The 15,286-nt window shown below is 41.1% G+C and carries 13 protein-coding genes; 2 read left to right on the top strand and 11 right to left on the bottom strand.

The window, feature by feature from the left end; all coding sequences use genetic code 11:
- Window positions 1-14: 14 nt before the first annotated feature.
- From N8M93_RS03640 to thiM, 7 genes are all read right to left on the bottom strand, one after another.
- Window positions 15-959, bottom strand: coding sequence for an ABC transporter permease (locus N8M93_RS03640; protein WP_261129768.1), 945 nt, complete (start codon window positions 957-959; stop codon window positions 15-17).
- Window positions 956-1,891 carry an ABC transporter ATP-binding protein gene (locus tag N8M93_RS03645; protein WP_261129769.1) on the bottom strand — a complete coding sequence of 312 codons (936 nt, stop codon included), beginning with the start codon at window positions 1,889-1,891 and terminating at the stop codon, window positions 956-958. Before N8M93_RS03645 ends, N8M93_RS03640 begins: the two co-directional genes overlap by 4 nt.
- A gap of 221 nt (window positions 1,892-2,112) precedes the next feature.
- Window positions 2,113-2,427, bottom strand: a complete 315-nt coding sequence (locus N8M93_RS22840; protein WP_396125360.1) for a transposase — start codon at window positions 2,425-2,427, stop codon at window positions 2,113-2,115.
- 545 nt (window positions 2,428-2,972) lie between these two features.
- Window positions 2,973-3,533 (bottom strand): acetyltransferase, encoded by a 561-nt coding sequence (locus tag N8M93_RS03650; protein WP_261129770.1) that lies wholly within the window; start codon window positions 3,531-3,533, stop codon window positions 2,973-2,975.
- Between the two features lie 617 nt (window positions 3,534-4,150).
- Window positions 4,151-5,905 carry an alkaline phosphatase gene (locus N8M93_RS03655; RefSeq protein ID WP_261129771.1) on the bottom strand — a complete coding sequence of 585 codons (1,755 nt, stop codon included), beginning with the start codon at window positions 5,903-5,905 and terminating at the stop codon, window positions 4,151-4,153.
- Window positions 5,906-6,206: 301 nt separating this feature from the next.
- Window positions 6,207-6,596, bottom strand: a complete 390-nt coding sequence (locus tag N8M93_RS03660; protein ID WP_261129772.1) for a hypothetical protein — start codon at window positions 6,594-6,596, stop codon at window positions 6,207-6,209.
- Between the two features lie 36 nt (window positions 6,597-6,632).
- Complete coding sequence (thiM, locus tag N8M93_RS03665; RefSeq protein ID WP_261129773.1) at window positions 6,633-7,454, bottom strand: hydroxyethylthiazole kinase; 822 nt, start codon at window positions 7,452-7,454, stop codon at window positions 6,633-6,635.
- Between the two features lie 562 nt (window positions 7,455-8,016).
- Here thiM and N8M93_RS03670 point away from each other — a divergent pair.
- Together N8M93_RS03670 and N8M93_RS03675 are read left to right on the top strand one after the other, a co-directional pair.
- Window positions 8,017-8,778, top strand: coding sequence for a DUF4931 domain-containing protein (locus N8M93_RS03670; RefSeq protein ID WP_261129774.1), 762 nt, complete (start codon window positions 8,017-8,019; stop codon window positions 8,776-8,778).
- Window positions 8,779-8,789: 11 nt separating this feature from the next.
- Window positions 8,790-10,010 (top strand): winged helix-turn-helix domain-containing protein, encoded by a 1,221-nt coding sequence (locus tag N8M93_RS03675; RefSeq protein WP_261129775.1) that lies wholly within the window; start codon window positions 8,790-8,792, stop codon window positions 10,008-10,010.
- Between the two features lie 174 nt (window positions 10,011-10,184).
- Here the strand turns inward: N8M93_RS03675 and N8M93_RS03680 are convergent, their stop codons facing one another.
- The 4 genes from N8M93_RS03680 to N8M93_RS22775 form a co-directional block, all read right to left on the bottom strand.
- Window positions 10,185-10,382, bottom strand: a complete 198-nt coding sequence (locus N8M93_RS03680; protein WP_221567909.1) for a DUF2188 domain-containing protein — start codon at window positions 10,380-10,382, stop codon at window positions 10,185-10,187.
- 65 nt (window positions 10,383-10,447) lie between these two features.
- Window positions 10,448-11,353, bottom strand: a complete 906-nt coding sequence (locus tag N8M93_RS03685) for a macrolide 2'-phosphotransferase (RefSeq protein WP_261129776.1) — start codon at window positions 11,351-11,353, stop codon at window positions 10,448-10,450.
- Window positions 11,354-12,150: 797 nt separating this feature from the next.
- Window positions 12,151-13,011: a DUF2785 domain-containing protein gene (locus N8M93_RS03690; protein ID WP_261129777.1), complete on the bottom strand. Its 861-nt coding sequence runs from the start codon at window positions 13,009-13,011 to the stop codon at window positions 12,151-12,153.
- Window positions 13,012-13,711: 700 nt separating this feature from the next.
- The gene (locus N8M93_RS22775) at window positions 13,712-15,019 is read right to left on the bottom strand and encodes a peptidoglycan DD-metalloendopeptidase family protein (RefSeq protein WP_314728255.1); all 1,308 of its coding nucleotides are present in this window, start codon (window positions 15,017-15,019) and stop codon (window positions 13,712-13,714) included.
- Window positions 15,020-15,286 lie beyond the last annotated feature (267 nt).

Genomic DNA, 15,286 nt, shown 5'->3' on the forward strand with positions numbered 1-15,286 from the left:
GCGAATTTTTTCTCTTATATACTAATATCCCGTTTCTGGAAAAAAACAAAAGTAAGAATCATGAATACCGCATAGTACACGCTTAAGATTAACAATGAGATTGGAAGAGTAACGTCGCCTAAAATCTTATCCTGTAGCGCGTAGATCGTTAAATCAAGATGCGGAAAAATTAAATACTTTGCCCATTCGTATTTTTCTGCCAAAAAGACAATCAATCCGCCTAGTGTGGAAGATAGGAACAGGACAAAAATTCCAATGCCAACCGCCAATGCTTGACTCTTAAATAAAGTGGAGAGCATGAAGGCAATGGCAGTAATGACCAACAGACTAGGAAGGAAGTAGGCGATCTTCAGGAAGAACTGTGGGCCCACGGCTGCTTCCTTCTCTCCATCTATAGCCATCTCAAAGATTTTTGCTGTAAATTCCCCGTTACCAAATGTGATTAATCCTACAAGATATCCAGAAACAATAAGTGTAAATACAAGAATAAGTGAATAAATGATTATTGATAAATATTTAGAAAGGAGAATCGCCCACCTCTGATGTGGCCTGATTAACAGCTGTTTAATCGTTCCATCGGTAAATTCAGAAGACACACTTGCACTTGCCACAATTACAGAAAGCAGCGTCACAAGCATCGTTATACCGTATACAACATCATTCATAAAATGCCAATTACTTACTGCATCCGGGTTCACGTCTTGATCCAGATATTTCTGCTTTTGTTGAATTTGTTCATTGATATATTGTTGTTCTCCTTCTGATGTCTCATCTGCATGTTGCTGTAATTGTTCTATCTCTGCCTGTAAACTAGCTCGCCAATTCTCATCTGGTTCACCTGAAGCAATATTGTAAATAATACCCCCAGCAATAACCGCTATGACGATGATTATGAGATAAATCCAGCTCGATTTTTTTTGGAACATTTTCATGAGTTCATTACGAATTAAGGAAATCACTTCACTTCCTCCTTTACGCCTCTGTTTGTTATTTCAAAAAATCGGTCTTCAAGAGTAGCTTCTACTCTGTTAATGCCATAGACAGCTATATCACTTGAGACCAATAGCCTATTGATTGTATTAACGGACGTTTTATTTACATGAACTGAGAACTGGTGGTCTGAAAGTATTTTGATACTTGAATCTGCAAATTGTTCTTTCACTACATCTACCGCTTCTTGAGCGCTGTTTACTTCAAAAATGACTTCTTTCGTATCATCGACTTCCATCGTTTCTTTCATTGAAGAAATATGTATCAGCTTACCTTTTTCGAGTACGGCGAAACGATCACACATCAGCTGCATCTCCGACAAAAGATGGGAGGAAACCAGGACTGACATTCCTTCACGCGCAAGAGAATGTAAGTAATCTCTAAATTCCCTGATTCCTTGAGGATCCAATCCATTCGTAGGCTCATCGAGAATAAGCAGTGACGGGTTATGTAATAATGCTTGAGCCACTCCCAGCCTTTGCCTCATTCCAAGGGAATATGTCTTCACCTTTTGATGCATTACATCTTCCAATTTTACTAATCTGGCAACCTCTTTAATACGTTCGTCTGTTACTTCTTTCAGTGCCATATTTGCATAATGCTTTAAATTTTTGTATCCGCTCATATACTTGTAAAATTCCGGGTTTTCCACAATGGCACCCATTTCACTCATCGTCTCTTTATATTGTTCATCAAGGTTATTCCCATTAATAATAACGGCTCCGTCTGTCCGATTGATCAGGCTAACAATCATACGGATGATAGTCGTCTTCCCTGCCCCATTTGGACCCAAAAGCCCAAAGATTTCCCCCTTATCAATACTAAAACTTACATCATCTACGATCCTCTTCTTCCCAATGACTTTCGTTAACGATCGTACTTCTAATGCGTTTATTGTCATACTTTCCCCCTCTTTCTAAATGATCTCAAAATGTCTTTTCAAAAGCTCACCTATAATACGATAAAGAAGCTAAAATGTTCCTCTTCACTCCAAACTTTATATTAATATTTATGAATAAGGCATTTTGAAAAAGCAACGAGGAAAATGGTGTTCGTTTTCCTTCGTTGCTTTTTTCGTTGAATCAGAATCATCAGGGGTGGCGGAACGGATCTCCGTCACTTTCAATAGATTGTGGGCAATTGCCACAATCCCAAAATCGATATGGACTTTATCAAGCAGAACGACCGATTGCCCTTGATGTGACCAAAAGCGCTCTCTACCTCAACCTTACGTCGAGCACAGATGGTAAGTTTGTCTTCACATGCCTTTGACTTCATTTCTTCATAAACAGGATTCCAATGTACCTGACGATTACCTTTGGCCTTCGTACATTTCGCTTTCAATGGGCAAGCCGTGCAATCTAACTTTTTAGAGGATTGGGCGATTTTTTTTTGCGCTATTTTAGAAAAATTAAAAAGGGGCTGTCCAAAAGTCATTTTTATCTGACTTTTGGACAGCCCCACACCTATAACCTTTTTAGAGTTTTGAAGTGTGACATTTTTGGATTATCTGTTAAAATATGGTTAGATAAGTAGGTGTTTAGGGTGATATCAAATGAGAAACATAGTAATAATACTCATCCTTTTATATGTAGCTGCTAAGGTGCTAGATTATGAACCATTGGAAAAGATTTATGATGACCTATTTTTTATAACTGATCCTATCTCTATAATGATAGGTTTTTTAATTGTGGCTGCATTGTTTTTTTACAGTACAAAAAAGAAATAAAAATCTCATACTGTATCACATCAATATCGCCCACTTTTGTGGAATAATCAGTTACTTTCTGTTCTTTAAGCAAAAAGGACCCTTATGTTTTTGATAAACGTCCCTATAATGGAAAAATGAACGTAATCCAATACTTCAGGATAATTACGCGCGATAACGAAAGATCGTTTTACAATACCTGTGCCAGATTAACAGAAAAGCACTCAGCTCAATAAGAACCAATTAAGATTCGTGTGGTTGCTTACTATTTCTTTTATTTATTAAGACTTTTTTCTTCTTGGAAATCTTGACGATCTAACCTCATGAAATAAACAGGTCCTGGTTCTTCTGGGATATCTGGGACCATTTTGATAATCTGAAACCCAACTTTTTCATAGGCTCGTATAGCTATACTGTTGTTAACCTCTGGATTAATAATACACCTCTCTATACTCTCGTCGGAAAAAACAAACTGACTTAGGAAACGTGTCAGAATTCTTGTGCCAAGTCCTTTATTTCTATACTCCTCTTCTCCGATGAATAAGTCTAGACTGGCTGAATCAGTTAGATCAACGTACTTTTCAAATTCAGGATAATCACTCCAATTGAATGTTTGTATATAACCAATGGGAGTATCATTATAAAGTATCAGGTACGGATCAGTTTGCTCAACCCTATTGATATAATCAGAAAACTCCTTGGTTACCTTTTCAAAAGGTTCTTTTTTGTTGTAAGCCCAAAAACGGTTGACAATACGGTCATTTCTAATCCAGTCATACATATGTGGTAAATCTTCTAATATAAGCCTTCGAAACTTAATCATGTTTGGATCCAATTTAGATCCCCCCCTTTGAACATGTCAATGTGACGGTTAGAAATAACTTCTTATTCCATAATCTAGCCCTAATATGGAAAACGGACACCTCTTTATTCCAGAAGTGCCCCCTATTGAGGAAGAATGACTCCTTTATAAAACCTAACGGACACAGAGAACCTTATTTTTATGAAATACATGTGTTTCCAAACTCTAACGGACACAGGAGACCTTATTTGCTCCTAAATCATCAAAAACAACCTACTTTTTAACGAATAGCGTCTCTGGTGTCCGTTAGCATCCCGAAATTAGTGTTTTTGTCACAAATAAAGGCTCTCCTGTCCGTTAGGCACATCTGCAATCCTTATTCAACAATCCTACCCTTTTCTTGTATAACGATCATCAATGTTTCATCTCTATATTTTAACATATTTATCCATCATCCTTCGTTAATTACAACTGATCCTCCTACTGTATAATAAATATCTCAGGCTTGTGAATTCATTGCCTATTATTCTTGATATAGAAATAAAAAACGCACTGTAATTTTCATTGTGAAAATCCAGTGCGTTCTGTATTGATCTTTGCTTGATTGCACCTCTGAAAAAACTCGTCAACTCAGTTCCCGCTATCAATCTTTACTTAGGGCTTCCGATCTTCATCCGACCAAGCTTCTCCATTTGTTTTTCGTGTGCTTTTTCTTGTGCTTTGATCCGGTCATCTTCAACTTCAGTAGATTGGAATTTTGTATTGGATAAGGGCTTATCAATTTTCAACTTCAGATCAGGTTCATCATGCTTGATTTCGAATGTCGCTCTTGTGGCGATCGGGGCTCCGGGCTGGCTCACATAAGGCACCACACGGTAATCAGCAGTCCACTTCTCGGGGGTGATCGTGCACCGTACATATCCCCGATAATCATTGAAAAATTTGATGTGAGGATTTTCAGCTAAAAACTGAGCTGTGTCCTTCCGCTTCTCTGCTCCGTCTCCTCCAGAGGTGATCGAGGTCCCGACGAACTCAGAGCCGAGTGTTTCTGAATTCGGATCATGATAATCCTTCTTGATGTCACCTGCCCAATTTGCATGGACATCCCCTGTCAAAACAACGAAGTTCCCGATTTTGTTTTCACTGATAAAATCAAGGATACGATCACGGTTCGCAGCATATCCATCCCAGGCATCCATATTGTATTTCGGGGCATCTTTCGTACTGAAGTTCAATTGGTTGAAGAAAATCTGCTGGGCGAGGACATTCCATCGAGCTTGCGAGCGGCCTAGTCCTTCTAGAAGCCAACGTTCCTGGTCCCCACCGATCAACGTCCGGTTTGGATCCGTGGATGCTTCATTCGGCGGTTTGATTCCATCATCATTCGCTTGATCGTCGCGATATTGACGGGTATCGAGCACATTGAATTCCACGAGATCACCGTATGTAAAGCGGCGATACAGATTCATATCTGGCCCCTGAGGGATGGATGATTTCCGCAACGGCATATGCTCGTAATAAGCTTGATAAGCATTCGCACGGCGCTGGATGAATTCTTCCACAGATTGACCTTTCTCAGGAATCTCATCGGCATAGTTGTTTTCGACTTCATGGTCGTCCCATGTTACGATCCAAGGGCATGCTGCATGTGCGGCTCTCAGGTCTTTGTCGCTTTTATATTGTGCGAGTCTGTTACGGTAATCTTCAAGGGTGATGATTTCCGGTCCATGATGGGTCCGTACATTGCCAGTCTTCGAGATATATTCGTTTGGTCCGTACTCATAAATATAGTCACCGAGATGGAAGATCAGATCGAGCTTCTCTTCTGACATATGGCGGAATGCGGTGTAATAGCCGTGCTCGAACTGTTGACAGGAGGCAAAGGCGAACGTCAGCTTTGATAACTGTTGACCCGGCGCTGGCAGGGCTTTGGTCTTTCCGACTGGACTGATTTCGTTCCCTGCTTTGAAACGATAGAAGTAAGGTTTGTTCGGTTCCATATCACCGACTTCAACATGCACCGAGTGCCCTAGTTCAGGAGTTGCCAGCTCAGTACCCTGCTGGATGATTCTTCGGAAATCTCCGTCTTCAGCCAGCTCCCATTGGACAGGCACATTGTAATTCGGCATACCACCGCCATTCAATGGTTCAGGAGCAAGCCTTGTCCATAAAACGACACTGTCGGCCAACGGGTCACCAGAAGCGACGCCGAGTGTAAATGGATAGCTCGTGAACTGCGGAGCTGCTTCAACTCTGAGATTGTTCAACGGTTGTGTCAGCGTCATCCCCAACCCGACAACGGCAATTTTACTCACCTTGTTCAAAAAGTCTTTACGGTTCATCGAACGGTGCAATAACGTTTCAGGATCATGGAGCAAATGGCTGTGCTTCTCATTTCGGTTCATCAGAAAATCTCCCTTCAGCTTATGTTAATCGTACGTACAATTGTGATTATAAGCATCTTTGGTAAATTCCATATGAAATCCTGATAAACTTCTTTTAAATAAACTACGAGAAAACTTCATAGAAACCACTACGTTCGACGCGTGCGAAATGAACCATCATCTAGTAAACGAGATTTCATTGCCCTGTTTTTGTTATCGAATTAGGTATTGGTTCCTGTACACATTCGTTCTAATCGCCTGATTCTAACTCATTACGGCCACTTACAAAAACTTCATTTCTCCTTAACAGATGTGTTCGGAATCAATCGCTTTCCCTTCGAAAGTATAGATCAAAAAAGGCGATCCCCAGAGAAATACCCAATGCAATAGAAAAGATTTTATAATAATCCATGACCCCTGGGTTCAAAAAATAATTCAGAACAATACTTGAGCTGCTTAACAAGGTACAAGAAATGATGAAGGTGTATACACGTGTTCTTATTTGTATCCATTTCAATTTCCTGATTTTGCTTGTGGCTGCAATAGTAAAATAGAAAAGAGAGACAAGTAGAAAAATCACATAGCCAACTATGAATTTAACAGTTAAGGGATGTCCAAAATCCTTATACACGATCACAGTTGTTACGATCGTGCTCAATATGAAAACTGAATAGAATAAAATCGGACTGAAATAAAACGGGTGTCTTTTCATTCTTTCCACCTAATAACCTCTCAAAATAGTAGGCTCTTATTCTCCCGTTGATGGGACTTCCTTAACCACCACAAGCTCATCAATCTCCTCAGCAGAAACCTGGGACAAGGTATTTAAGAATTCGACCTGGAAGCTTCCGGGTCCTTCTTTCCCGACTCGTTCCGCTGCCATTTCTGCAGCGACACCATAGCTTGCGACAGCAGCCACCGAAGCCATTACCAGCTCTTTTTCCACCGCTGAAAAGGCACCAATGACAGAGCTTAATAGACATCCGGTCCCTGTCACACTTGTCAGTAACGCATGCCCGTTACGGACCATATATGTCTCCATCCCATCAGAGACGACATCATCCACTCCCGTAACCACAGCTACAAGCCCGAGCTGTTGTGCGGCTGATTGGGCCAGTTCAATAGAGTCACGGTTTTTCTCTCCGGCGTCTACGCCTTTGATCTCCCACTCCTCCCCGATTACGTTGGCGACTTCTGCAGCATTTCCTCTCAAGACGGAGACCCTGACCTCTTTTAAAAGTTTCCGGGCAGAATCGGTACGGTATGCTGTGGCACCAGCTCCTACCGGGTCAAGGAGGACTGGGACGCCTTGCTCATTCGCTGCCTTACCAGCAATGATCATCGATTCAACGACTGTTTCATCAAGCGTCCCGATATTGAGGACAAGTGCTCCTGCCACCTTTGCCATGTCTGCCACTTCCTCTTTCGCATACGCCATGATTGGTGACGCCCCCAACGCTAGTAAGCCATTTGCTGTAAAATTCGTGACGACCACATTCGTGATATTATGCACCAACGGCTTTTCTTTTCTAACTTTGTCCACTGTATAAGCGATGGTGTTCTTCTTCATCCTCATTCAACTCCTTCTATCCTTCATTATTAGTTCAAGTATAACAAAGTCAATGAAGTGCCTTCATAATAGCGCTAAAATAGACGAACATGATTGATAAGTCGTATAATTAGGAAAAAGAGAATACTCGTATGCTCATGAATGCTTCATGAAGTGATCAAAATGGGGAACAGTGGATTAGGTATGCTCATGAACGCTTCATGAAGTGAGCGAAATGGGAAACTACGGATTAGGTATGCTCATGAACGCTTCATGAAGTGATCAAAATGGGAAACTACGGATTAGGTATGCTCATGAACGCTTCATGAAGTGAGCAAAATGGGAAACAGTGGATTAGGTATGCTCATGAACGCTTCATGAAGTGAGCAAAATGGGAAACAGTGGATTAGGTATGCTCATGAACGCTTCATGAAGTGAGCAAAATGGGAAACAGTGGATTAGGTATGCTCATGAACGCTTCATGAAGTGAGCAAAATGGGAAACTGCGGATATGATAACTGAAATTACCTACCTTATCTACATGCTTTCAACCAACAAAGACTGATAAAACGATGGTGATCCTATGGATAAAGATACAATTCTTAAGTTCAACAGTTCGATTGCTCGTAAAAAACCGAACAATGTCCACCAGAAGAAGCCTTGCCCGTTCTGTGTGACGGAAGGTCTTTCAGATATATTAGACACCCGCGACTCGATCATTCTTGTGAAAAACAAATATCCAGTGATCGAGGATGCCTTCCAAACCGTGTTGATCGAAACGGATGATTGCGAATCTGAACTATCCGAGTATTCCAAGCCGCATCTCTATAAATTGATCCGATTTGGAGTGGAGAAATGGCTGGAGATCGAGGAACAAGGCCGTCACCGATCCGTTGCGTTCTTTAAAAATCACGGCCCATTGTCCGGGGGATCCGTCCGCCATCCCCACATGCAGATCATCGGCTTCAATAACGTCGATTATCGGGATAACCTGAGCGATGATTCTTTTGAGGGGCATGAAATCCACTCCTCCAATGGTGTCCATTTGAATCTCTCGACGCATCCGCGGATCGGTTTTACAGAATTCAATATTGCATTGGATGATATGGAAAAGATCGATCAGGCTGCTGACTATATACAGAAAACGGTCCATTATGTCGTGAATCATTTCAATGGCCGCGGCTGCTCGAGCTATAATCTCTTTTTCTATCATTGGAGCGGGAAGATCTACATCAAAGTCATACCTCGTTATGCGACAACACCGTTGTATGTCGGCTATGGATTTCGTCAGGTTTTCAGCAATCCGCATCAACTGATAGAAGATGTTCAAAACCGTTATTTTTAAGGGGGAAGGTTATGACGAATAGGACTTATTCTGTGACGAAGATCGATCTCCGCAGGTTCCTTTTATCCAAGCAAGCACTTCTGGGGATGGAGCAGCCTCCTGTTCCAGACCCGCTACATATGGTTAGAAAACTCGAGTGTGTCCAGTTGGATCCCGTTTCGGTCGTTGAGCGGAACCAGCACCTGGTGTTAGCCGCACGGATTCCTGGATATGATCCGAAGCAGCTGGACGACCTTTTGGCTGAAGGAACAGTCTTCGAGTATTTTGCGAATGCCGCCTGTGTCATCCCGATCGAGGATTTCCCGATGTTCGAGCCGACCAGAGTACGGATTCAAAGTAAGGTCGCTGAATCATTAGAACAATTAGGGCTCGTGGTCGATGCGGTGATCGAACAATTGAAATCCGAGGGTCCGCTTCCTTCTCGTGCTTTCCAGTCCGAAAAACGTGTGCATGGCTATTGGGATAACAAGACGCCGAAAACGAAAGAAACGTCTCTCGCTCTGAATCTGTTGCTGGATTCCGGTGTGATCCGAGTAGTCAGGCGCAACCGCACAGAACGCTATTTCGACATTACAGAACGAACACTCAGTACCGATGTATTGAAAAAGACGAAAGCAATGGATGAAGCGACTGCTCGTGCATTATTGATCGAAAAATACTTACGTGCCTATCGTGTGTTCGATCCACGTGACGCACGATTCGGATGGCAAAAACTGACCGCTGCAGAACGGCGGGAAGAAATTGAAAACCGCGTTGCTTCTGGTTCGGTCACTCCACTTCAAATCGATGGGGTGAAACGTCAGTATTATATGTTGACTGAAGACTTGGAGGAGCTGGAAAAATTCGTGCATGGTGATAGTTACGGAGACACCGAGAATCCAGGCGGGATTATCTTTCTACCACCGCTAGATAATTTGTTATGGAGCCGCGATCGTATAAAGGATTTATTCGACTTCGACTATAAGTGGGAAATCTATACACCTCGAGCGAAACGTAAATATGGACCGTATGCGATGCCGATTTTATGTGAGGATCGGTTGATCGGTAGGATGGATCCGCAAATCGATCGTAAAAATGAGGTCCTGATCGTTCGCTTGCTTCAGCTCGAACCCTGGGTGGAGAAAACCACAGAACTGCGGAGTTCATTGCGAGAAGCTCTGGAAAAATTCGCTAGGTTCAATGGGGCTAAGGACATCCAAGTCGAAAAAAGCGATGTAAAAATGAAGTTGTAGAGATAGTTTTTGAGTTGTAGTGATAATTTCAAATTTGTAGCGTTCTACTGTAAAGTTGTAGAGATAATCAGCAAGATAATAATCAAAAGGCACATTCAAGAAATTAAACAGTAGGAAAGGGCGGCCGTACATCCAATTAAAGCGATGTTTTCGTCCGCCCTGTGAGTTTTGCAATTAATATGTCCGTTCTTCTTCTACTTCAAGGTTTTTATCGAGAATGGACAGTTTGCTTGGTTTGTTTTCCTTTGCGATTTTTTCTGCGTATTCAATCGCTGCTGATTTCATTTCATAATGATCTGCAGGCGCAGTATCCTCGATTTTTACAAACCAGCCGTTCACATCACGGTCTGGTACTACACTATATTGTTTCATTCCAGCTCCCTCCTGATATTTTTGGTTTACTCATCCGTTCCCGCAGATCCCGTTGTTGAAACCGATTATTTGTTCAATCCAAGGGCGTTTCGGGCCATCTCCATATGACCAACCTCCCCGGTCTGTAAGGCAAACATCGCAACGGAAACCGGATAGGCAGCTTGATGCTCTATAATATGCTCAATCATCCTTGGCCACACACGACCACCCGCGTTTTCATAATGCTTCAAAAGCGTTTCTGTCCCACTTTGTTCAAAAATCATGTAATGCACAATGAAGTCCGTTGCTGGATCCGTCACCTTCACTTCAGTCCAATCCAACAGCCCCGTCACTTGTTGGGCATCATCAATCAGGATGTGTGCTGGATGGAGATCGCCATGGATCAAGGTAGAATGCTCTGGCCAATAAGAATCCTCTTCTATCCACTTTTGCCAACGTACCCACAACTCCTCGGAAACTCCGATTTCCCGTTTCGTCCGCTCCATTTTTTCCAACATTGAGTTCCTTGCTTCACTCGGACTGAGCACTTCGATTCCAGCTTCATCGGCTTGTATTTTATCAACTCTATGAAGATCTGCCATCACTTCAGCTAACGAACGCACATAAACATCCTTGATGGATTCTGGCTCCACATGCCACACATAGTTCATGATTTCGAGATCGATCACTGCTAAAGGCGTTCCTACCACTCTCGGGTATGCGATGAGATCTTTCGAATTCACCTGCCAATCAGGAACAGCCACTCGAAGTTCCTTTTTCAAAAGTCCAAGTGCTCTCCCCTCGTACTCCGCTCGCTTCAAAACATCCGGACGTCTCGGCTTTCTAAGCACCCATGACTGTCCATTTTCATCTTCCGCAAACCCGACTCGAAAGTCCATACCAGATTCATTGATTTTTAATGTCTCCGGTCTCAAGTGTAGTCCATGATTTTCGGCAAGAGTCAAGATTTCATGTTCGTTTTTCTGCATCATTAAAAAATCCCCCGTTCTGCTTAAGTTGCAACCCAGCCTATGCGTACTGGAAACGGGAGAAATCAATTTGAAGACAATAAAGAAAACTTAGGGACAATGCAAAATAGAAGCAGATTTGCCCCTCTTTGGTTAGCATCAAATAGCTATATGAGGTTTCTGTAAAAAGGCAGACCAATCCCGTTCCCCTGCTCACAGGCAGAGCTGATGAACACTATTCAATTAGTGGTTCATACCCTGGAATCTTAGTCTGCAAAATGCCACGAGAAACCCTCCGTTCTGTATAAGTTATATCGAGTATAGCATGGTTTTTATAATTATCAATAAACGAAATGGAACTTTTTAACTTTCCTTGGTTTCCCTTATGCGTTTGAATACAAGACTGGAAAGGAGAAATGAAGCACCAATCATCAAAGGGAAAACGATAAAAAAACCGATCAGATCCGTTTTGTAATTAAAAGGGACAACGCTATTCCAGATCCATCCTACGCCTTTCCAAAGCGCAATGAATATAAAAAGTGAACAGAATAATAAAGCATTTTTTCAATGAGTCTTCTCAAACCCAACCTCCGTAACAAATTTTCATCAACACTTGCCTTTTCTTGTTGAAAACGCTGAAATCAAAGCTATACAAATCCCTAGCGAAATAAAAGCGATTGCGAGTGAATTCGTGAAGATAAAAGTGTTGTTTTTTAAGTCCATCACCAATAGATAAACACCTAGTATAAAAAATATGGCTCCAGTCCATAAATTCAATTTTCCGAACAATGATAATATGTTCACATGAACCTCCTCCAACATTACCTTATCTTTGTGAGACAATGTCTTATACTATTTTGTAAAGATTCATAATGCTTATCACTGTTGATCTTAATGTAGAAAGTTTTCAAGAATGTCTTGATGTTAAAGACTAAGAACCAATACTTTTCACAATCGAGGTGTCTTTTATTGCCTTCTAATTTCATCGGTAATTCTTGTAACCATTCTTCAATTACCTTTACGTCTAATCCGTTATCCAACATTTCAAGGATAGGTGTCAGGATCCTTTCATCCTCATCGTGAACATAAACGCTCTCAGAAACGAGTATCTTATTCAATAATTGTTGTAGAATTTCCACATAGTCTTCTTCACTTATTTCAGGGTTTTTTATTAATTCATCAAAAGTATCAGCAACATGAGCAATACTATGAGCCCAACCTTTATCAGAAACGAAACCTCTCAAATCTTTTTCAAGTGTTATATATTGAATCAACTTCTGTTTTATGTAAACGGTTGTATCTCCGGTTAGAAAATTCTCTGCATTATCTTTATATAATATAAGTGCTATTAGGAGTGTCGAAAAAGATCGCGTAAATACCGTGTCTGTCCCTGTTTCACCGATTCCTTTGAACATTAAGTGGTTTACACTACAATCTAATAGCTCTTTCAAAAGTTCGGTTTCAAGTAGATTTTTCTCAATTATCAACTTGAAAAAAGTTGTGTAGATCAGCTGGTCTCTGAGTTCACCATCCGTTGATCCAATATGATTGATCATGGATCTCACTATCAATCTTTTATTCTCATCATCCCAGTTTTTTTGTCCAGATTTGATTTCCTTCAATATTTTTTTCAGTTCACTTTCATTCATTATGTTTTTATCGGCCAAAATACTCATTCGCATCCCCTTACCTCCAAAGACATCTGCACCTGAATTTTGCAATCTAGTCTAATGTACCAATTATTTCAAATTATGGGTGCTAACTCAATGATTAAATTCAAAAGGCCAGAGATTTTGGTTAAACAGGGGGGCAGACTTTCTCTACTACTGTTCCAATCGCACAGTTTTGGGACAGTTTCTCGCCATTTTCATCTGTTCCTGTCCCTTAACGCCTTGTTTTGGGACAGCTTCTCGCTATTTTCATCTGTTCCTGTCCCTTAACGCCTTGTTTTGGGACAGCTTCTCGTCATTTTCATCTGTTCCTGTCCCTTAACACCTTGTTTTGGGACAGTTTCTCGCCATTTTCATCTGCTCCTGTCCCTTAACACCTTGTTTTGGGACAGCTTCTCGCCATTTTCATCTGTTCCTGTCCCTTAACACCTTGTTTAGGGACAGCTTCTCGCCATTTTCATCTGCTCCTGTCCCTTAACGCCTTGTTTAGGGACAGCTTCTCGCCATTTTCATCTGTTCCTGTCCCTTAACACCTTGTTTAGGGACAGCGCATCACCGTTTACTCTTCCTCCTGTCCCGATAATCCCACAAGGCTAGTCCAACCAATACCTTAAGCGCACTTATAGTATTAGACAAAAATAGAGCTTACCCTATTGCGGATAAGCTCCATCATAACTTGAAGTTCATTATTTAATGATTAGACCTGGTCAGCCTAAAAGAATTGTCTTGGATTGATGGCATTCGATTTGCTTGAATTCCATTGTCCTTTGTGAATTTCAAAGTGTAAATGCTGGCCAGTCGATCGACCTGTATTCCCCATAATTCCAATCCGCTGTCCTTTTTGAACAGATGAACCAGTGCCAACATTACGCTCTCTTAAGTGAGCATAGACCGTTGTATAGGTTTGTCCATTGAGATAGTGGGCAATAAAGATTACATTTCCATAACTGCTGGAATAATAAGATTTAATAACTGTTCCAGACGCAGATGCTACGACAGGTATCGTTCCACCTCGTGCGATATCAATCCCTGCATGCATACTTCCCCATCGCGGTCCAAAACCTGATGTAAAATAGCCGGCTGATGGTTTCATGAATAATCCACCACTGACTGATGGCGTTGGAGCTGGTGTGCTGCTATTACTAGATTGGCTGGATGATTTCTTATTGTTTTTATTTGCTGCTGCGCGTTTTGCGGCCTCTTCAGCTGCCTTCTTTTCTGCGGCACGTTTTGCAGCCAGGCGTCGTGCTTCTTCTTCCTGGCGACGTTTTTCAGCTTCGAACGCTGATTGCTGCTTTTGAAGCAAGTCGGCCTCATCTTCCAAATTACCGAGTTCCTCATGCATATGCTCTTCTTCTTTTTCCAATTCACTTAACAGGGCATTCTTACGATCTACTTTCTGTTTCAAGCTTGCCTTCAAACTTTCGAGTTCTTTCATCTGCTTTTTCAAGGTTTCAAGCTTTTGTTCAACCTTCTGCTTTGTTTCTTCAAGTAACTTCTTATCTGCCTTATGTGCTTCAAGGATCTCTTTGTCTTGTTCTGCAATTTCATTCAATGCGAAAACACGATCAAGAAAGTCCCCAAAACTTCTTGAGCCTAATAATACTTCTATGTATTGTACAGAACCACCATTTTCATACATCGCGGTTACACGATCCTTGAGCATTTTATCGCGCTCTGCAATTCTTTTTTCCAATTCCTTGATTTCTTCTTTAAGCTTTTCTATTTCTTCTTTAGTATTGGAAATTTCTTTTTCCTTGGATTCGATTTTCCCCTGAGTATCCGCCATCTGTTGATCGAGCTTTTTAATTTCAGCATCAAGCAGATCTTGATTATGCTTTATCTTTTCAATCTCTTCTTTCACTTTATCCTGGGTCGATTTATTTTCCTCGCGCTTCTCTTTCACACTATTAATCTTATCTTTCAAAGACTCTGCGTGAACAACGTCTACCCCTGCATGATTGGCTCCAGCAAACAACAAACTAGCAGATGCTAAAACTGCTATCACTTTTCTTTTCAATTTTTTTACCCCCGTATGTAGTTTACCAACTCATCTATGTAAGTAAAAACTTAGATTTTTCGACATATATTGAGAATTTATGCACCATTTAACTATACTAGAAATTAAATTGTAAAAACATAGTCTATTAGTCTTAAGAATAAAAAATACCATAATCCATTTTTCCTATAAATAAAACTGTAAATACTGGCAGAATAGGAATTGAATTAGCTATTAATAAATATAACTTATTTTAACACAAATTACTAATTATCTATCTTTTCTGAC

This window comes from Bacillus sp. Marseille-Q3570 (assembly GCF_946151055.1).
GTDB lineage: Bacteria > Bacillota > Bacilli > Bacillales > Fictibacillaceae > Pseudalkalibacillus.